Annotated in this window: 17 protein-coding genes; 8 read left to right on the top strand and 9 right to left on the bottom strand. The window is 72.9% G+C overall.

The features are described 5' to 3' along the window. The first annotated feature begins 20 nt into the window (after positions 1 to 20). A complete protein-coding gene (locus FIC82_RS10690; protein ID WP_253691039.1) occupies positions 21 to 845 on the top strand; it encodes a hypothetical protein in 825 nt (274 codons plus the stop codon). Positions 846 to 1,141: 296 nt separating this feature from the next. Here FIC82_RS10690 and FIC82_RS10685 read toward each other — a convergent pair whose 3' ends face one another. The 4 genes from FIC82_RS10685 to glgA form a co-directional block, all read right to left on the bottom strand. Next, positions 1,142 to 1,921 carry a hypothetical protein gene (locus FIC82_RS10685; protein ID WP_154798538.1) on the bottom strand — a complete coding sequence of 260 codons (780 nt, stop codon included), beginning with the start codon at positions 1,919 to 1,921 and terminating at the stop codon, positions 1,142 to 1,144. A gap of 187 nt (positions 1,922 to 2,108) precedes the next feature. Beyond that, entirely contained in the window at positions 2,109 to 2,693 is a 585-nt protein-coding gene (locus tag FIC82_RS10680) for a DUF6318 family protein (RefSeq protein WP_154798537.1), read from the bottom strand. A gap of 189 nt (positions 2,694 to 2,882) precedes the next feature. Beyond that, positions 2,883 to 3,365 (bottom strand): SRPBCC family protein, encoded by a 483-nt coding sequence (locus FIC82_RS10675; protein ID WP_168731742.1) that lies wholly within the window; start codon positions 3,363 to 3,365, stop codon positions 2,883 to 2,885. Beyond that, a complete protein-coding gene (glgA, locus tag FIC82_RS10670; protein WP_168731741.1) occupies positions 3,362 to 4,573 on the bottom strand; it encodes a glycogen synthase in 1,212 nt (403 codons plus the stop codon). Before glgA ends, FIC82_RS10675 begins: the two co-directional genes overlap by 4 nt. A 188-nt stretch (positions 4,574 to 4,761) precedes the next feature. Here glgA and glgC point away from each other — a divergent pair, with 188 nt between their 5' ends. Continuing rightward, positions 4,762 to 6,003, top strand: coding sequence for a glucose-1-phosphate adenylyltransferase (glgC, locus tag FIC82_RS10665; protein ID WP_154798536.1), 1,242 nt, complete (start codon positions 4,762 to 4,764; stop codon positions 6,001 to 6,003). A gap of 116 nt (positions 6,004 to 6,119) precedes the next feature. Further along, the gene (serB, locus tag FIC82_RS10660; protein WP_256390420.1) at positions 6,120 to 6,788 is read left to right on the top strand and encodes a phosphoserine phosphatase SerB; all 669 of its coding nucleotides are present in this window, start codon (positions 6,120 to 6,122) and stop codon (positions 6,786 to 6,788) included. Between the two features lie 75 nt (positions 6,789 to 6,863). Here serB and FIC82_RS10655 read toward each other — a convergent pair whose 3' ends face one another. The 3 genes from FIC82_RS10655 to fabG form a co-directional block, all read right to left on the bottom strand. After that, a complete protein-coding gene (locus FIC82_RS10655) occupies positions 6,864 to 7,400 on the bottom strand; it encodes a SixA phosphatase family protein (protein WP_154798535.1) in 537 nt (178 codons plus the stop codon). A gap of 14 nt (positions 7,401 to 7,414) precedes the next feature. Beyond that, positions 7,415 to 8,182 (bottom strand): enoyl-ACP reductase FabI, encoded by a 768-nt coding sequence (fabI, locus tag FIC82_RS10650; RefSeq protein WP_154798534.1) that lies wholly within the window; start codon positions 8,180 to 8,182, stop codon positions 7,415 to 7,417. A gap of 124 nt (positions 8,183 to 8,306) precedes the next feature. Further along, positions 8,307 to 9,032 carry a 3-oxoacyl-ACP reductase FabG gene (gene fabG, locus FIC82_RS10645; RefSeq protein ID WP_168731740.1) on the bottom strand — a complete coding sequence of 242 codons (726 nt, stop codon included), beginning with the start codon at positions 9,030 to 9,032 and terminating at the stop codon, positions 8,307 to 8,309. A gap of 210 nt (positions 9,033 to 9,242) precedes the next feature. On the opposite strand from fabG, the gene FIC82_RS10640 reads away from it, so the two are divergent. The 3 genes from FIC82_RS10640 to FIC82_RS10630 are packed head-to-tail and all read left to right on the top strand — an operon-like array spanning position 9,243 to position 10,878. Then, positions 9,243 to 9,611, top strand: coding sequence for a DUF3099 domain-containing protein (locus FIC82_RS10640; RefSeq protein ID WP_168731739.1), 369 nt, complete (start codon positions 9,243 to 9,245; stop codon positions 9,609 to 9,611). Continuing rightward, complete coding sequence (locus tag FIC82_RS10635) at positions 9,608 to 9,856, top strand: hypothetical protein (protein WP_168731738.1); 249 nt, start codon at positions 9,608 to 9,610, stop codon at positions 9,854 to 9,856. Before FIC82_RS10640 ends, FIC82_RS10635 begins: the two co-directional genes overlap by 4 nt. Next, positions 9,853 to 10,878, top strand: a complete 1,026-nt coding sequence (locus FIC82_RS10630) for an SURF1 family cytochrome oxidase biogenesis protein (RefSeq protein ID WP_168731737.1) — start codon at positions 9,853 to 9,855, stop codon at positions 10,876 to 10,878. Before FIC82_RS10635 ends, FIC82_RS10630 begins: the two co-directional genes overlap by 4 nt. On the opposite strand, the gene FIC82_RS10625 is transcribed toward FIC82_RS10630, so the two are convergent. Continuing rightward, positions 10,851 to 12,449 carry an ABC-F family ATP-binding cassette domain-containing protein gene (locus FIC82_RS10625; protein WP_168731736.1) on the bottom strand — a complete coding sequence of 533 codons (1,599 nt, stop codon included), beginning with the start codon at positions 12,447 to 12,449 and terminating at the stop codon, positions 10,851 to 10,853. The genes FIC82_RS10630 and FIC82_RS10625 overlap by 28 nt on opposite strands. A 257-nt stretch (positions 12,450 to 12,706) precedes the next feature. Between FIC82_RS10625 and ypfJ the strand changes: the two genes are divergently transcribed. Beyond that, the gene (ypfJ, locus tag FIC82_RS10620) at positions 12,707 to 13,615 is read left to right on the top strand and encodes a KPN_02809 family neutral zinc metallopeptidase (RefSeq protein WP_168731735.1); all 909 of its coding nucleotides are present in this window, start codon (positions 12,707 to 12,709) and stop codon (positions 13,613 to 13,615) included. A gap of 297 nt (positions 13,616 to 13,912) precedes the next feature. Here the strand turns inward: ypfJ and FIC82_RS10615 are convergent, their stop codons facing one another. After that, positions 13,913 to 15,046: a GNAT family N-acetyltransferase gene (locus FIC82_RS10615; RefSeq protein ID WP_154798532.1), complete on the bottom strand. Its 1,134-nt coding sequence runs from the start codon at positions 15,044 to 15,046 to the stop codon at positions 13,913 to 13,915. 194 nt (positions 15,047 to 15,240) lie between these two features. Between FIC82_RS10615 and metH the strand changes: the two genes are divergently transcribed. Further along, on the top strand, positions 15,241 to 18,834 hold the full coding sequence (gene metH / locus FIC82_RS10610; protein WP_154798531.1) for a methionine synthase: 3,594 nt from the start codon (positions 15,241 to 15,243) through the stop codon (positions 18,832 to 18,834). The last annotated feature ends 5 nt before the right edge of the window (positions 18,835 to 18,839 follow it).

Genomic DNA, 18,839 nt, shown 5'->3' with positions numbered 1-18,839 from the left:
GACCCTATAGGTTGGCCGACGTGGTCTCACACTCGTCCGAGGGCCCGCACGGCGCGTCCGGCCCCGGCTCCGCGTCGAGCGCCGGAGCCCTCCCCCGCAGCGCGCTCCTCGCCCTCTGGCTGCGTGCCTCGCGCCTCGGCGACGACGACGGGCTCGCGCGGATGCTGCGCGCCGTCCAGCGGGACGACGAGCCCCACGTCGTGTCCGGGGCGCTGGGCGACGTCCGGCTGGAGGACCTGGCCGGCGCATGGGCCGGTGACACGCGCGAGGTCGTGGCGCTCGCCCCGGCCCCCGGCGACGTGACCGGCGTCCCGCCCGAGGCCGCAGCGCGCGCGACCGACGCCGGCGAGTGCGTCGTCGTCACCGCGTCGTCCGGTTCGTGGGCGCTCGTGCCCGAGGTCACCGAGTTCGGCAGCGACCTCGAACCCGGGCACCTCGTGACGTGGCACGTGACCGCGGTCGGCCCGTGGAGCACGCGCGTCCTCGGCGCCCTCGGCTCGCTCGCCGAGGCCGAGCGCGACCTGCGCACCGCGCTGCTCCTCGCGACCCGCGCCCTCGACGAGCTCGACGTCGCACGCTGGCGTGACGACGCGGCGGGCGCCATCGCCGACCTGCGCGCCGGCGGCGCCCCGGCGTGGCAGCTCCCGTCGTCCGTCGCGCCGCGCGCCGTGCAGGTGCTCACCCAGGCCGTCCGCCTGCGCGCGATCGTCGACCTCGCCACCGCCGACGACGGCGGCTCCGTCAACCTCTGGCAGGCCGACCAGCGCTCCACCGCCCTGCGCGAGGTCGACCGCGCCTCGCGTCACGCCGTCGGCGCCGCGACGCTCTGGATCGCCTCCTCCTGATCCGAAGGCTCTGGCCGTCCCGAGACAGCGTCAGGCCTCCCGCTGACTCGCGAGGTCGACCCTGCGTCGTGAGGTCGACCACCCGAGGGTCGATCTCGAACGCTCGGGTCGATCTCGCACGCGGGAGTTGGTCTCGCACGCGGGAGTTGGTCTCGACCGCACGGCGTGGTGCCCCGTGCTCGACGACGTCGCCGGGGTCTTCCGCCCTCCCACCGACACGGACAGCGTGGTGTGCGCTGTCGTCGGCAGGCGACGGCGGCCGCATCCGTGGAGTGTGATCACGGCCGGGGGCCGCGTCATCCGGGCAGGTCGTCGGTGACGAGCCGAGACCGGGCCTCGTAGACGCGCAGCGGGTCGGCGGTGCTGGTGGTCGTGGCGGTGCCGGTGACGTCGGTCCAGGTGGGGGTGCCGGTGATGCGGAACTGTCCGGACCAGGTCGTGGTGAGGGTGATCTGGACCTGGTCGGCGGGCTGGTCGTAGGTGTGGTGCACGGTGTGGTCGGGGTAGGCGGCGCCGGGGTCGGTCGTGGCGAGCGGGGTGGTGCCGTCGCCGTAGTCCCATGTGTAGGTGCGGGGGGTGGCGCGGATCTGGACGGGGATGCCGAGCAGCGTCGTGTCCAGGGTCTGCTCACCGGGCTCCGTGTACGTGATCGTGGGGACGTTGACCAGCGTCCACCCGTCCGGGGGCTGCACGATCACCGGGGACGGAGCTATGGTCAGGGTCGCCAGGGCGCGCGCGGCTTCGTCGGCGAGGTCGGCCGGGGTGATGCAGGAGTGTTCGGCCACCGGGTCCCCGGCCGCGGACCACTCACCCGGTGTGCCGTCGGTCCCGATCTCGCGGGTCTGGCGGTAGAGGGCACCGAGGTAGTACGAGCTCGCGTCGCACTCGAGCCCTTCGGCGACCAGGCGTTCCCAGTCCGCGCACCGACCCGACAGGTCCGACGTCGGGTCGTCCAGACCGTTGAAGACCGAGCACGTGGTCTGCGCGGCCCGGTAGTACCGCTCCGTCGGGGGCCCGTCGCTTCCGGCGCCGTAGGCGATGCCTCCTATCGTCTGTTGCCAGATTTCCAGCGTCACGCGCTGGTCCCTTGCATGGCTGTCCTGCCCAAAGCCCGGCGTTTCCGCACCTGACGTGGTGGCGGGCGCTGGGGGCGCTGGCCGCGGTGACGGCGTCTGAGAGACCGAGTTGTTGCCGAGTCCGCCGGGTGCAAGGCCCACAAGGGTGGTCATCGCCAGGCAGAGTGCTAGAGCGACGCGTCCCATCTCAGGCTCCCGCCTCGGGAAGCGGTGCAACCTCGACCACGACCCATGCGCCACTGTTCCGCCCTACCTCGACACGGAACTTCGAATCACTCTTCGGAACGTTGTCGATCGCCTCCCCACCCGCACCGGAAACGGTGATCGCTTCTTGTGTCGAAGCGACATCGAGGGGGTAGATCCCGGTCTCGGTGTCGCGCCCGTAGCTCTCGAGTACCTGAACCGTGGTTCCACCGCCCACGAACGTGGCGGCGTTGTCCGCGAGCCACGTCGCGCTTGCCAGTGCGTTCGAGCAGTACCCGCATTCCTGATGGGACATGGCTTCCCACTCGGCGGTATCACTCGAGGTCATGACGTACGGGTAGAGCTCGAGGAAGTACTTAGCCGCCGCAGCGGCACCCTCCGCGTCGTCGCGGTCCATCGCGGCGGGACGTTCGGGCTTGACAGGCCCGGTCTCGGCCGCCGACGGCTCGGGTGTCTCCGACTCGGCCGGTGACGGCACGACCGGGTCGTCGACGGACGGCGACGGACCGGGTTCGCCACCCCCGGTGCACCCGGCGACCATCCACCCCACGACGAGGACGGCGCCCACGGCGAGCGACCGTCGTCGGGCACGGGACGGCACACGAGAACGACGCACGAGACCCCCTGCAGATCGATGCGAAACTCCGCGCGCCGCTCCCCTGGGACGCGCGGGCTGCCCAGCAACCTAGCGAAACGGGGTCGACGGCGGAACCACGTGTCCCGATCTGTGGACAACCTGCGGGCCCGGGGCGGAACCTCAGGAGCGCGACGTCACGTACGCGTCGAGGTGCGCGAGGGAGGATGCCAGGCCGACGGCGTGGTCCTGCGGCGAGATGCCCGAGGGCACGTCCGTGGCGCGGACCGTGACGCGCGTCCCGTCCCCGACCGGCTCGACGGTCCAGGTCATCGTCATGGTCCCGGCGAACGCCGGGTCGTCCGAGGGGAAGTCGACCTGCTGCACGACGCACCGGCCCGGGACGAGGTCGACGATCGCGACGTCGACGACGTCGGTCCCGTCGCCGGTCTTGCCAGGGTCCGCCTGCGGGTCGTCGTAGGCGAGGACCATGCGGTAGCTGCCGCCGGGGCGCAGGTCGAAGTGCTCGAAGCGGCCGGTCATGCCCTCGGGCGGGAGCCAGGCGGCGAGCGCGTCCGGGTCGACGAACGCGCGGTATACGTCGTGGGGCGCGGCGTCGACGAGGCGCGTCGCCTCGTCGACCCGGTCGTTCCCCGCGCCGGTCACGACCGCTCCAGCACGGTCCGGTAGACGTCGAGCGTGCGTTCCCCGATCGCGTCCCACGCGAAGTGGTCCTCGACGCGCTGCCGCGCGGCGCGGCCCATCGCGGCAGCGCGGTCCGGGTCGCTCACGACCTGGGTCAGCGCGGCCGCGAGGTCCGCGACGAAGCGGTCGGGGTCGAGCGGGGTGCCGGTGCCGTCGTCCGCCTGGTCGATGGGGACGAGCAGGCCCGTGACGCCGTCGTCAACGACCTCGGGGATGCCGCCCGTGGCGGTCCCGACCACGGGCAGCCCCACGGCCATGGCCTCGAGGTTGACGATGCCGAGCGGCTCGTACACGGACGGGCACACGAACACGGTGGACGCGGCGAGCACGGCGACGAGCTCGGCGCGCGGGAGCATCTGCTCGATCCAGACGACGCCGCTGCGCTCCTTCTGCAGCTCGGCGACGGCGCCGCTCACCTCGGCGGCGATCTCCGGGGTGTCGGGGGCGCCGGCGCACAGCACGAGCTGGACGTCGTCGGGCAGCGAGCGAGCGGCCCGCAGCAGGTACGGCAGCCCCTTCTGGCGGGTGATCCGGCCGACGAACACGACGGCGGGACGGTCGGGGTCGATCCCGAGGTCGCGCACGACCCGCGCCGCGACGTCCGTCTGCGTCCCCGGCTCGGGTCGTCGCCAGCCGTCGAGGTCGATGCCGTTGTGCACGACGTGCACCTTCGCGGGGTCGACCTGCGGGTAGACGCGCAGGATGTCGTCGCGCATGCCGCCGGACACCGCGACGATCCCCGCCGCTCCCTCGTACGCGGTGCGCTCGGCCCAGGACGACAGGGCGTACCCGCCGCCGAGCTGCTCGGCCTTCCACGGGCGCAACGGCTCGAGCGAGTGCGCGGAGAGCACGTGCGGCACGCCGTGCAGGAGCCCGGCCAGGTGGCCACCGAGGTTCGCGTACCAGGTGTGGGAGTGCACGAGGTCGGCGCCCGCGACGTCGTCGGCCATCTGGAGGTCGACGCCGAACGTCCCGAGCGCGGCGTTCGCGCCGGACAGGACGCCCGGGACCGAGTAGCCGGTCACGCCGACCTCGCCGCGCGGGCCGTCGAAGCAGCGCACCCGCACGTCGACGTGGCGGCGCAGGACCGCGGACAGCTCGGCGACGTGCACGCCGGCGCCGCCGTAGACGTGCGGCGGGTACTCACGGGTCAGCAGGTCCACTCTCACGCGCCACACCGTAGCCGAGTCGCCCGCCCCGGTCCCGCGATGACCGTGCCCGTCCCCGGTCTCGCGCCGCCCTCGGGACCACGTTCCGGGTCTCGTCCCGGACCCCGGGAGCGAGGCGCACGGACGCGCCGCGCCCAGGATGCGGGTCCCTGCTGCGGGGTGCCGCCCCGAGGGGCTACCGTCTGGGCATGGCCGCCGCACCACGAGTCCTCGCCATCGTCCTCGCCGGGGGCGAGGGCAAGCGCCTCATGCCGCTCACCGCGTCCCGGGCCAAGCCCGCGGTGCCGTTCGGGGGCATCTACCGCCTGGTCGACTTCGCGCTCTCGAACCTCGTGAACTCGCACTACCTGCACATCATCGTGCTCACGCAGTACAAGTCCCACAGCCTCGACCGACACATCACGAAGACGTGGCGCATGTCGTCGCTCCTGGGCAACTACGTGGCACCGGTGCCCGCGCAGCAGCGCGTGGGCAAGCACTGGTACCTCGGCAGCGCGGACGCGATCTACCAGTGCCTCAACATCATCGACGACGAGCGGCCGGACATCGTCGTCGTGGTCGGCGCGGACCACGTGTACCGCATGGACTTCTCCCAGATGGTCGACGCGCACGTCGAGTCGGGCGCGCAGCTCACCGTCGCGGGCATCCGCCAGCCGATCTCGATGGCCGACCAGTTCGGCGTCATCGAGACCGACCCCAAGGACCCGACGAAGATCGCGGCGTTCCGCGAGAAGCCCAAGGACCCGGTCGGCCTCGCCGACTCCCCCGACGAGGTGCTCGCGTCGATGGGCAACTACGTCATCGACACGGACGCGCTCGTCGACGCCGTGACGTCGGACGCCGCGAACGCGGACTCGCGCCACGACATGGGCGGCGACATCGTGCCCGCGTTCGTCGAGAAGGGCACCGCGGCGGTCTACGACTTCATCCGCAACGACGTCCCGGGCTCGACGGACCGCGACCGCGACTACTGGCGGGACGTCGGGACGATCGACTCGTACTACGACGCGAACAAGGACCTCATCGCCGTCACGCCGGTCTTCAACCTCTACAACGAGGAGTGGCCGCTGCACACGGGGTACACGGGCCTGCCGCCCGCGAAGTTCGTGCACGCGGGGCGCGGACGCCTCGGGCACGCGGCGGACTCGATCGTCTCGCCCGGCGTCATCATCTCGGGCGCGACGGCGGTCGGCTCGGTCCTCTCCCCCGGCACCTATCTGCACTCGTGGTCGTCCGTCTCGGACTCCGTGCTCATGGACGGCGTCCAGGTGCACCGCCACGCGCAGATCCACCGCGCGATCATCGACAAGAACGTCGTCGTGGGCGAACAGGCACGCATCGGGCTCGACCCGGAGCGGGACCGCGCGCGCGGCTTCACCGTCACCGAGTCCGGGATCACGGTCGTCCCCAAGGGGACGGTCGTCGAGTGACGCCCGCCCCCACCGGCGTCGTGCCCGACGCCGCGCTTCTCGCCGTGCCCGACGCTGCTCCCGGCAGCGCGCCGAGCACCGCCCCGCACGAGACCGACACCACGAGGAGCCTCCCCGTGTCCCCCGAACCCCCGAGCGGCGCCGTCCGGCTCCTCGTCATGGACGTCGACTCGACGCTCATCGAGCAGGAGGTCATCGAGCTCCTCGCGGACCACGCGGGCACGCGCGCCGAGGTCACCGAGGTCACGGAGCGCGCGATGCGCGGCGAGATCGACTTCGGCGCCTCGCTGCGCGAACGTGTCGCGACCCTCGCCGGCGTGCCCGTCGACGCGTTCGCCGACGTGCGGGCGCGCGCGACGTTCACCCCCGGGGTGCGTGAGCTCGTCACCGAGGCGCGCCGCCGCGGCTGGGAGGTCGCGCTCGTCTCGGGGGGCTTCGAGGAGATCGTGGCCGACCTCGCGGCCGAGCTGGGCATCACGCGCTTCCGCGCGAACCGGCTCGAGGTCGCGGGTGGCCGGCTCACCGGCCGGACCACCGGCCCCGTGGTCGACCGGGCCGCGAAGGAGGTCGCGCTGCGCGAGTTCGCGGCCGAGCTAGGCCTGCCGATGAGCGCGACGATCGCCGTGGGCGACGGCGCGAACGACCTCGACATGATCGGTGCAGCGGGCATCGGCGTCGCGTTCGCCGCGAAGCCGGTCGTCCGCGCCCAGGCGCCCTACGGCGTCGACGGCCCCCGCATCGACGAGGTCCTCGACGTCGTCGACCGGGTGGACGCCGCGCGCTGAGCCGCGTCCCGCACGTGGAAGAGCCCTGGTCCGGACGGACCAGGGCTCTTCCACGTCACACGCGGGGCACGCCCGTCAGGACGGGCGACCCACGTAGGTGAGCAGCGCACGGGCAGGGACCCAGGCGTCCCAGGCCGTCGCGGACTCCAGGACGGAGTACGTCGCGGTCGGCACGCCGACGCGGACCTGGGCGAGCGCGCCCGAGTCGGACGACGGGTCGGCCAGGTACGACGCCGTCGCCGCCATCGTGGGCTCGTGGCCCACGACGAGCAGCGTCCGCACGCGCGAGTCCGTCGAACGGACGAGGTCCAGCACGTCGCTCACGTCGGCCGCGTAGAGGTCGTCGCTCACGAGGACGTCGGGGTCCACGTCGCCCAGGTGGGCGGAGAGGAGCTCCCAGGTCTGACGCGTGCGCAGCGCGGACGAGCACAGCACGCGCTCGGGGACGAGCCCGGTCTCGCGCAGCGCGCCGCCGACGCGACCCGCCTGGCGCCGCCCGTTGAGGGCGAGGGGGCGCAGCACGTCGTCGACGCTCCCGCCACCCGGCTCCGCCTTCGCGTGGCGCAGGAGGACGAGGCGGCGCACGCCGCCCTCGGTGGTCGCCACGCCCATGCTCTCCTCCTGAGTCACTGCCCCATGGCGTGCACGCCGCCGTCGACGTGCACGATCTCACCGGTCGTCGCCGGGAACCAGTCGGAGAGGAGGGCCACGACCGCGCGCGCGGCGGGCTCCGCCGTCGTCTGGTCCCAGCCGAGGGGCGCGCGCTTCGGCCAGCCGTCCTCCATCTGCTCGAAGCCCGGGATGGACTTGGCAGCCGTGGTGCGGATCGGGCCCGCGGAGACGAGGTTGGCACGGATGCCGTCCGGGCCGAGGTCGCGGGCGAGGTAGCGGTTCGCGGACTCGAGGCCCGCCTTCGCGACGCCCATCCAGTCGTAGACCGGCCACGCGAACTGCGCGTCGAACGTGAGGCCCACCACGGCGCCGCCGTCCGTCATGAGCGGCTTCGCGGCGACCGCGAGCGACTTGTAGGAGAACGTCGAGACCTGGAGCGCGGTGGCCACGTCCTCCCAGGTGCCGGAGAGGAAGTTGCCGCCCATGACGCTCTGCGGCGCGAAGCCGATCGAGTGCACGACGCCGTCGAGGCGGTCGGTGTGCTCGCGCACCGCGTCGGCGAGGCCGTCCAGGTCCGCCTGGTCGGTGACGTCGAGCTGCACGACGGGCGCCTCGGCGGGCAGGCGCTTGGCGAAGGCCTGCGTGAGCTTCATCTGGCGGCCGAACGAGGAGAGCACGACCTCGGCTCCCTCCTCCTGCGCGAGGCGCGCCGCGTGGAACGCGATCGAGGAGTCGGTGAGCACTCCGGTGATCAGGAGCTTCTTGCCGTCGAGCAGACCCATCGGTTTCCTTCCGTCGTGCGCCCGCTGTGCGGGCGCGCTGGGGCGAGCGTACTGAAAGAGAGGGGGCGCGGGCGCATCGGTGACAGCGCTCGCGACCGGGCGGGGCGCCGCGCGGTGCGTCGGCTCAGTGACCCATGCCGAGGCCGCCGTCGACGGGGATGACGGCCCCGGAGACGTAGGCGGCGTCGTCGGACGCGAGGAACTGCACGACCCCGGCGACCTCGTCCGCCTGGGCGAACCGCCCGGCGGGGATCGCGGCCTTGTAGGCGGTCTGGCGCTCCTCGGGGAGCTCGGCCGTCATCGCGGTGTCGATGAACCCGGGCGCCACGACGTTCGCCGTGATGTTGCGCGACCCGAGCTCGCGCGTGATCGAGCGCGCCATGCCGACGAGCGCGGCCTTCGAGGAGGCGTAGTTGACCTGCCCCGCACCGCCGTAGAGGCCGATCACGGACGACACGAGCACGATGCGGCCGCGGCGCAGGCGGATCATGCCCTTGCTCACGCGGCGCACGCAGCGGAACGTACCGGTGAGGTTGACGTCGATCACGGACTCGAAGTCCTCGTCGGTCATGCGCAGCAGGAGCTGGTCGTGCGTGACGCCCGCGTTCGCGACGAGCACCTCGACCGGCCCGAGCTCCTTCTCGATCTCGGTGAACGCGGCGTCCACGGCCGCGGTGTCGGTGATGTCCGCCACGGCCCCGAAGACGCCCTCGGGCAGGTCGCCCCCGCGGTACACGGTCGCGACGCGGTCGCCGTTCGCCACGAACCGCTCGGCGATGGCACGGCCGATCCCGCGGTTCGCGCCGGTGACGACGACGGTGCGCGGGGCGGGTGCGGTGGCTTCGGACACGGTGCGGCTCCTCGGGACGGTCGGGTGGGTCGGCGGCCGGGGTCTGGCCCCGCACGGCCGGTGCCGGGTGGGCCTGGTGCGGGCTCGTGACAGGCCCCCGCGGACGCGCCGCACCGACCGTACCGTGCGGTGGTGCCGTCGTGCGCGGTGCGGCACGGTCACAGCGGTCGGCCGCGCTTTGTCGGGTCCCGACAAACGTAGACTGGTCGGGTGAGCACACGACGCACGGCCCGCAGGTCGGCCGAGGCGGTCCCGAGCATCACGTCAGCACCGGAGCCGCTGGCCGCGGACCAGGCGCGCCGTGAGCGCAAGTACCTGATCCAGATGGGCATCCGCATCGTGTGCATCTTCGGTGCGATCCTCGCGCAGGGCAGCTGGCTGACCTGGGTGCTCGCGGTCGGCGCGATCGTCCTGCCGTACAGCGCGGTGCTCGTCGCCAACGCCGGGCGCGACCAGGCCCGGTACGACACCTCGCCGATGGAGCACCACGCGCTGCCCAGCGCTGGGGTGCCGGGGTCCCACGGGATCACCGGCTCCGCACCGCACGACCCGGAGAACCACGAGGAGGACCACCGGTGACCGACGTCCTGGGCCTTGCCGACCCCGTCGGCGAGGACGAGCTCGTCTGCAGCGCGAAGGGCTGCCGCGAGCCCGCCGTGTGGGGGCTGCTGTGGAACAACCCCAAGATCCACACGCCCGAGCGGCGCAAGGTGTGGCTCGCGTGCGACGCGCACCGCGAGCACCTGGAGACGTTCCTCGGCGCACGCTCGTTCTGGCGCTCCACCGTGCCCGTCGGCGAGCTCGAGCGCCGGGCGGCCCCGTGACGCAGGGCACGTCGCAGGAGGTTCCGTCCGGCCCGACGCCGGCGCGCGCGACCGCCGACGCGCACCAGCCGCGCACGCCGCGGCAGTGGGTGACCCTCGCAGTCGGCGTCGTCGTGCTCGTCGCGCTGTGCCTCGTGGCGGGGCGCTGGCAGTGGAACCGGTACGTCGCGCGCGAGGCGGAGATCGAGCGCATCGAGGCGAACTACACGTCCGACCCGGTCCCCGTCGACGACGTGCTCGCGGCCCCGGGTGACGCGCTCGACGAGTCGGACCTGTGGCGTCCCGTGACGCTCGAGGGCCGCTACGCGACCGACGCGACCGTCCTCCTGCGCAACCGCCCCGTCGGTGGGAGCCCGGGCTTCCACGTGCTCGTCCCGTTCGTGACGAACCCCACGCCGTCGGCACCCGACGGGCTCGTCGTGGTCGTCGACCGCGGGTTCGTCCCGCTCGGCACGGATGCCGTCACGCCGGGCGACGTCCCCGTGGCCCCGGCGGGCGAGGTCGAGGCGACCGTGACGCTCCGGGGCGACGAGCCGCCGTCGGACCGCGACGCGCCCGACGGGCAGGTCCAGGCGATCTCGACCGACCAGGTGCTCGCCGCCGGGCCTGACGGCGCCGCGTGGGCCGACGGCCGGACCGTCGGGGCGTACGGGCAGCTCCGTACGGAGGTTCCCCCGGCCGCGGAGAGGCTGGAGGCGCTGCCGAAGCCCGACACCGACCCCGGGTCGCACCTGTCCTACGCGTTCCAGTGGGGCGTGTTCGCGATCGGCGCGGTCGCGGGCTTCTGGCTCCTGGTCCGCCGTGACCGGCGCGACGCGCGCGGCGAGGAGACGGCGCTCACCGCGGGCGACCTGCTCGCCGCCCATGACCCGGATGCCGCCCGGGCGCGTCGCGAGCCGCGGTCCCGCCGGCCGAGCGCCGAGGACGAGGAGGACGCCCTCATCGAGGCCCAGCTCGACGGGCGCGTCGGGACCGCCCAGGGCCAGCGGCCCGGTCAGGCGAGCGAGACGAGCTCCGCGTAGTCGTCGCTCCACAGGTCCTCGTCGCCGTCCGGCAGCAGCAGGACGCGCTCCGGCTCCAGGGCCTCGACCGCGCCGTCGTCGTGGGTGACCATGACGACCGCGCCCTCGTACGTCTTGAGCGCCCCGAGGATCTCCGCGCGCGACGCGGGGTCGAGGTTGTTCGTCGGCTCGTCGAGGAGCAGCACGTTCGCAGCCGACACGACGAGCGTCGCGAGCGCGAGGCGCGTCTTCTCCCCGCCGGACAGCACGTTCGTCGGCTTCTCCGCGTCGTCGCCCGAGAACAGGAACGACCCGAGCACGGAGCGCACCTGGGTGTCCGTGAGGTCGGGCGCGGCGTGGCGCAGGTTCTCGACGACGGTCGCGTCCATGTCGAGCGTGTCGTGCTCCTGGGCGTAGTAGCCGATCTTCAGCCCGTGCCCGGGGTGGACCTCGCCCGTGTCGGGCTTCTCGACGCCGCCGAGGATGCGCAGGAGCGTCGTCTTGCCCGCGCCGTTGAGACCGAGCACGACGACGCGGCTCCCCCGGTCGATCGCGAGGTCGACCCCGGCGAACACCTCCTGCGACCCGTACGCCTTGGACAGCCCGCTCGCGGTGAGCGGCGTGCGCCCGCACGGCGCCGGCTTGGGGAACCGCAGCTTGGCGACCTTGTCGCTCTGGCGCTCGCCCTCCAGCCCTGCGAGCATCTTCTCGGCGCGGCGCATCATCTGCTGCGCGGCCACGGCCTTGGTGGCCTTGGCCCGCATCTTCTCGCCCTGGGCGAGCAGCGCGCCCGCCTTCTTCTCGGCGTTCTGCCGCTCGCGACGACGGCGACGCTCGTCCGACTCGCGCTGCGCGAGGTACGCGTCCCAGCCGAGGTTGTACTGGTCGAGCTCGCCGCGATTCGCGTCCAGGTGGAAGACCTTGTTCACGGTCGCGCGCAGCAGCTCGACGTCGTGGGAGATCACGACGAACCCGCCGCTGTACGACTTGAGGTAGTCGCGCAGCCAGATGATCGAGTCCGCGTCGAGGTGGTTCGTCGGCTCGTCGAGGAGCAGCGTCTCGACCCCGGAGAACAGGATGCGCGCGAGCTCGATGCGGCGGCGCTGACCGCCGGACAGCGTGCTGAGCGGCTGCCCGAGCACGCGGTCGTCGAGGCCGAGGTTGCTCGTGATGCGGTGCGCCTCGCTCTCGGCGGCGTACCCGCCGGCGGCGAGGAAGCGCGCCTCGAGCTTCGGGTACCGCTCCATCGCGGCCTCGTGCGTCTCGACGTCGGCGCTCGCCATCGCGCCCTCGGTCTCCCGCATCTGGCGCACGATCTTGTCGAGGCTGCGGGCCGAGAGCACCCGGTCCATCGCGATGACGTCGAGGTCGCCCGTGCGGGGGTCCTGCGGCAGGTAGCCGATGTCGTTGCCGCGCGTGATCTTCCCCGCCGTCGGCTGGGTCTCCCCCGCGAGCGTCTTGGTCAGGGTCGTCTTGCCGGCGCCGTTGCGCCCGACGAGACCGATCCGGTCGCCCGAGGCGATCTGGAAGGTCGCCTCGTGCAGCAGGACGCGGGCGCCGACGCGCAGCTCGACGCCGTGAGCGGTGATCACGGGAGGGTCCTCTCGGGTGGTGCGGGTGCCCGACGACGGCCCTCGCCCGGCCGGTCGGCCGGCGGCTCGTCGTGGGGCCGGGTGCGTGCGCCCCGGCGTCCGGGCCTCGTCGATTCTACGGGGGCCCGGCGTCGCGTCCCACCCCATTCCACCGACGGCGCAGGTGACGTGGGCCGCGCGGGCGAGGGACGCCGTCGGAACCTCCGCCACCGCCTCGCCGGGACGCCTGCCGCCCGGCCCGGCGGTAGCGTTGACCTGTGACTTTCCAGGAGGGTGGCTCGTTCGAGGGCGGGCGGGTCCGCAAGGGCGGCGGCGGGCGCCGCGGCACGATGATCGCGGGCGGCGGGATCGGTGCGGTCCTCGTCGCGCTGCTCATCGCGTTCGTCGGGAACCAGACGGGCGTCGACCTCAGCGCGCTGACGGACGGCGGCAGCGACAGCGCGTCGGAAGGGCTCGGCGAGGGTCAGTCCCAGTACGTCGAGGACTGCACCGCCGAGCAGGCCAACACGGACCTGCAGTGCGAGCTCAGCGCGACCGCGCAGTCGCTCGACGCGTTCTGGGCCGAGGCCCTCCCCCAGCAGGCCGGCGTCGAGTACTCGCTGCCCGAGGTCGTGAGCTTCGAGCGGCAGGTCTCCACCGGCTGCGGCGCGGCGACGAGCGCCGTCGGGCCGTTCTACTGCCCTCCCGACCAGACCGTCTACATCGACGTCACCTTCTACGACGAGCTGACGTCGCGCTTCGGCGCGAACGACGGCGGGCTCGCCCGCATGTACGTCGTGGCGCACGAGTTCGGCCACCACATCGAGCAGCTCGTCGGCGCGATGGACGCCGCGGACCGCCAGGGCTCCGGCCCCGAGTCCGACTCCGTGCGCATCGAGCTCATGGCCGACTGCCTCGCGGGCATGTGGGCGGGCCACGCCGCGAGCACCGTCGACCCGGACACCGGCGTGACGTTCCTCGCCCCCATCACCGAGCAGCAGCTGGACGACGCGCTGTCCGCCGCGTCCGCCGTCGGAGACGACCGCATCCAGGAGGCCGCGACCGGTCAGGTGAACCCCGAGGGCTGGACTCACGGCTCGAGCGAGCAGCGCCAGCGCTGGTTCACCATCGGCTACAACGGCGGCACGATCCAGGACTGCAACGCCCTGTCCGCGTCGACCCTCTGACCCGACCCGCCGAGGTAGAACCCCGGTTGCGCGAGATAGAACCGTAGGCGGCCGCGGTAGAACTGTGGTTCTTGTGCCCCACGACGCGTGGCTGGGTTCGGTGGTCGGGTGGGTCGTGGTGCCGCTGAGCGGTGGGGGTGGGCTCGGATGCGAAGGGGCGTCAGAGCCTCTCTCGTCGAACCCACGCCGGACAGACCACGGTGACGGCGCGGCAGCCCGAGCACCGAGACCGCCCCCGCTGCAGACCCACCCCCGCGGGGATGAGACCCGACCACAGCCTTTACCTCGGCGGCGCCGTCAGAGCTCGATCGAGTACATGCGCGAGCCGGTCACCTTCTCGTAGCCCAGGCTCGCGTAGAGGCCGTGCGCGCCGGAGGGGTTCTCGGTGTCGACGTCGAGCGCGGCGTACTGCATGCCGTCGGCGGCAAAGGCGCGCATCCCGGCCGCGAGCGCCGCGACGGCGACGCGGCGCCCGCGGTACGCGCTGCGCACGCCGAGGATCTCGGTGTAGCCGAACGTGTAGCCGCGCACGGGGAAGTCCTCGTCGTAGCGGCCCGCCATCTCGTAGCCGACGACGAGCGGCTCGCCCGCACGGAGCGCCGCGGCGGTCTCGGGGTCCGTCGTCGGGTCGGCGAGGAGCGCGTCGACGTCGGGCGCGTCGTCGACCACGAGGAAAGACCACTGCGGCGCGAACTCGCTGCGGCCGTGCGTCCACGCCTCGGAGGTGCGGGGCTCGCTCCCCCAGTGGTCGCGGAACGCGTCGTTGTGCGCGAGGCGGGTCGCCTCGTCGAGCTCCGTCGACCACGGGACGAGCCGCAGCGACCCGTCGAGCGGCACCTCGGGGATGGGCGTGGTGAGGTCGCGACGCAGGTCGGAGTAGAAGCGGCGGGTCTCGAGCCCGAAGCGCGCGTAGAGCCGCGCCTTCGCCGGCGGGTCGGTGTCCTCGCCGTAGGTGAGCAGGCGCGCGGGCAGCTCCTTGCCGCTCGCCGCGAGGAGCTGGCGTCCGCGCGCGATCTCCCACGCGAACAGCTCCCGCCCGACGCCGCGCCCTCGGTGGCTGGGGTGGACGCCGCCCCAGAGGAACGCGCGCACGGTGTTCGCGTCGCCCGGGTTGGTGTCGACCAGGGCGTACGCGCGCAGCGTCCCGTCGGTGTCGACGCCGACGAGCGAGTCGGCCGCGAGGTCGCGCCACGGCGCGGTGAACAGCTCTTCGATCTCGCCGATCGTCTCGCGGTACGGCTCCTGGTCCGCCTCGGCGATGCCGTTGCGCAGGGCCAGCAGCGCGGGCGCGTCGGCCGGCTCGGCGGCGCGCCACGTCAGGTCGCCCGCGGTCACGGGCGGCAGGGTCGACGGCGCGGCGGCGCGCTCGGCGATCGGCGCGAGCGTAGTGGAGGCCGGGTGCTCGACCTGGTCGGTCGCGGAAGAGGACATGCCGACCACGGTAGGTGCGCCCGCGCCGTCGGGCACGCGCTTTTCCCGCACGCCCCGGACGCCGAGCGATGCGTCCCGGCTCGATCGATGCGTCCATGAACGCATCGCTCGCCCCGAGACGCGTCGCTCGGCGACGGTCGGGTGCCGCTGAGACGCCATCCCACGACCGGGCGCGCGGGATCTACGCTGCGAGCATGCCGATCGTCGTACCCCAGGACCTCGCCGACGCCCGTTCCCGGGCCCTTGCCGACGCGCTGCGCTCGCGCGTCGTGGTCGCCGACGGCGCGATGGGCACGATGATCCAGGAGCAGGACCCGAGCCTGGAGGACTATCAGGGGCTCGAGGGCTGCAACGAGATCCTCAACGTCTCGCGGCCCGACATCATCGCCGCGGTGCACGATGCCTACCTCGAGGTCGGGGTCGACGCGATCGAGACGAACACGTTCGGGGCCAACTGGTCCAACCTGTCGGACTACGACATCGACGACCGCATCCGCGAGCTCGCCGCGGCCGGGGCGCGGATCGCGCGCGAGCGCGCGGACGCGTTCACGACCGACGAGCAGCCGCGCTGGGTGCTCGGCTCGATGGGGCCCGGGACCAAGCTGCCGAGCCTCGGGCACACGACGTACGCGCACCTGCGCGACACGTTCACCGAGCAGGCCGCGGGTCTGCTGGAGGGCGGGGTCGACGCGATCCTCGTCGAGACGAGCCAGGACCTGCTCCAGGCGAAGGCGGCGGTGACGGGGTCGCGGAACGCGATGCGCGACGTCGGGCGCGAGGTCCCCGTGATCGTCCAGGTGACGGTCGAGACCACGGGCACCATGCTCATGGGCTCCGAGATCGGGGCCGCGCTGACGACCCTCCAGGCGCTCGACGTCGACGCGATCGGCCTCAACTGCGCGACCGGCCCGGCCGAGATGAGCGAGCACCTGCGCCACCTGTCGCGCCACGCGGAGATCCCCGTGACGTGCATGCCCAACGCGGGTCTGCCCGTGCTCGGGCCGAACGGCGCGACGTACCCGCTCACGCCCGACGAGCTCGCGGCCGCGCACACGCAGTTCGTCACCGAGTTCGGCCTGGGGCTCGTCGGGGGCTGCTGCGGCACCACGCCCGAGCACCTGCGCCGCGTCGTCGAGGCCGTGCGCGCCCGACCCGTCGTCGAGCGGCACCCCGAGCGGGAGAACGGCGTCGCGAGCCTGTACTCGCACACGGACCTGCACCAGGACGCGTCGTTCCTCGCGATCGGCGAGCGCACCAACGCCAACGGGTCCAAGGCGTTCCGCGAGGCGATGCTCGCCGAGAACTGGGACGAGTGCGTCGAGATCGCGCGCGCCCAGACGCGCGACGGCGCGCACCTGCTCGACGTGTGCATCGACTACGTGGGGCGCGACGGCGTCGCGGACGTGAAGCAGGTCGTCTCGCGCCTCGCGAGCGCCTCGACGCTCCCGCTCGTCATCGACTCGACCGAGCCCGAGGTCATCGCTGCGGGGCTCGAGCTCGTGGGCGGGCGCGCCGTGGTGAACTCGGTGAACTTCGAGGACGGCGACGGGCCGACGTCGCGGTTCGCGCGGATCATGCCGCACGTCGTCGAGCACGGGGCGGCCGTCGTCGCGCTGACGATCGACGAGGAGGGCCAGGCGCGCACCGCGTCGGGCAAGGTGGAGATCGCGACGCGGCTCGTCGAGACGCTCACGCGCGACTGGGGCATGCGGGTCGACGACATCATCGTCGACGCCCTGACGTTCCCCATCGCCACCGGCCAGGAGGAGACGCGCCGCGACGCGATCGAGACGATCGAGGCGATCCGCGAGATCACGCGCCGCTACCCCGGCATCCACACGACGCTCGGCGTCTCCAACGTGTCGTTCGGCCTCAACCCCGCGGCGCGCACCGTGCTCAACTCCGTGTTCCTCCACGAGGCCGTCGAGGCCGGGCTGGACTCCGCGATCGTGCACGCCGCGAAGATCCTCCCCCTCGCCCAGATCCCCGACGAGCAGCGCGAGGCCGCGCTCGACCTCGTGTGGGACCGGCGGCGGTACGACGACGAGGGGAACCTCGTGCACGACCCGCTCGCCCGGCTGCTCGAGCTGTTCGACGGCGTGGACTCGGCGGCGCTCAAGGACCAGCGCGCGGCGGAGCTCGCGGCGCTCCCCGTCGGCGAGCGACTGGAGCGGCGGATCGTCGACGGCGCGCGCAAGGGTCTCGAGGAGGACCTCGATGCGGCGATGGCGTCCGGGATCAAGGCGCTCGAGATCGTCAACGACCACCTGCTCGAGGGCATGAAGGTCGTGGGCGACCTGTTCGGGCGCGGCGAGATGCAGCTCCCCTTCGTGCTCCAGTCCGCCGAGGTCATGAAGACGGCGGTCGCGTACCTCGAGCCGCACATGGAGAAGATCGAGGGCTCGACCGGGTCCAAGGGCACGATCGTGCTCGCGACAGTGCGCGGCGACGTGCACGACATCGGCAAGAACCTTGTCGACATCATCCTCACCAACAACGGCTACACGGTCGTCAACATCGGCATCAAGCAGCCGATCTCCGCGATGATCGAGGCTGCCGACGAGCACGACGCCGACGTCATCGGCATGTCCGGGCTGCTCGTGAAGTCGACCGTGGTGATGAAGGAGAACCTCGCGGAGCTCGCGTCGCGCGGGCTCGCCGGCCGCTGGCCGGTCCTGCTCGGTGGCGCGGCGCTCACGCGCACGTACGTCGAGGACGACCTCGCGGGCCAGTTCCCGGGCGTCGTCCGGTACGCGCGCGACGCGTTCGAGGGTCTGCGCCTCATGGAGCCGCTCGTGCGCGTCGCTCGCGGCGAGTCGCCCGACGCCGTCGGGCTGCCCGCGCTGAAGAAGCGCCGGCACGCGGTGGTCACCGTGACTGAGACGCCCGTCGAGGACCTGCCCGCGCGGTCCGACGTCGCGGCCGACAACCCGGTGCCCGCTCCCCCGTTCTGGGGGACGCGCCTCGTCAAGGGGGTCCAGCTCGCCGAGTACGCGGCGTTCCTCGACGAGCGCGCGACGTTCATGGGTCAGTGGGGGCTCAAGCCCGGCCGGGGTGACGACGGAGCGTCGTACGAGGAGCTCGTCGAGACCGAGGGTCGCCCGCGGCTCAACGCCTGGTACGAGCGGATCCGCACCGAGGGCGTCGTCGACCCGTCGGTCGTGTACGGGTACTTCCCGGTGTGGTCGGAGGGCGACGACGTCGTCGTCGCGCACCACGGTGCCGGGCTCGCGGGCATCGGCGCGCCCGACGGCGGGTCGGACGGCGAGCCGGGGACCGAGCGGCTGCGCTTCACCTTCCCGCGCCAGCGCCGCGACCGGCACCTGTGCCTCGCCGACTTCGTCAAGCCACGGTCGTGGGTCGAGGAGACCGGCCGGTACGACGTGCTGCCCGTCCAGCTCGTCACGATGGGCGCCTCGGTCGATGTGCACACGGCCAAGCTCTTCGCGGGGAACCACTACCGCGAGTACATGGAGTTGCACGGCCTGTCCGTGCAGCTCACCGAGGCGCTGGCGGAGATGTGGCACTCGCGCGTGCGCGCCGAGCTCGGGTTTGCCGACGAGGACCCGACCGAGGTCGAGGGCATGTTCAAGCTCGAGTACCGCGGCGCGCGCTTCTCGCTCGGCTACCCGGCCTGCCCCGACATGGAGGACCGCACCAAGGTCGTCGCGCTGCTGCGCCCCGAGCGCGTGGGCGTCGAGCTCTCCGCGGAGCTCCAGCTCCACCCGGAGCAATCCACCGACGCATTTATCATGCATCACCCCGAGGCCAAGTACTTCAGCGTCTGACGTCC

Origin of the sequence: Cellulosimicrobium protaetiae (assembly GCF_009708005.2) — a bacterium.
Classification (GTDB): Bacteria; Actinomycetota; Actinomycetes; order Actinomycetales; family Cellulomonadaceae; genus Cellulosimicrobium; species Cellulosimicrobium protaetiae.
This window is presented reverse-complemented; position numbering and strand designations above follow the sequence as displayed.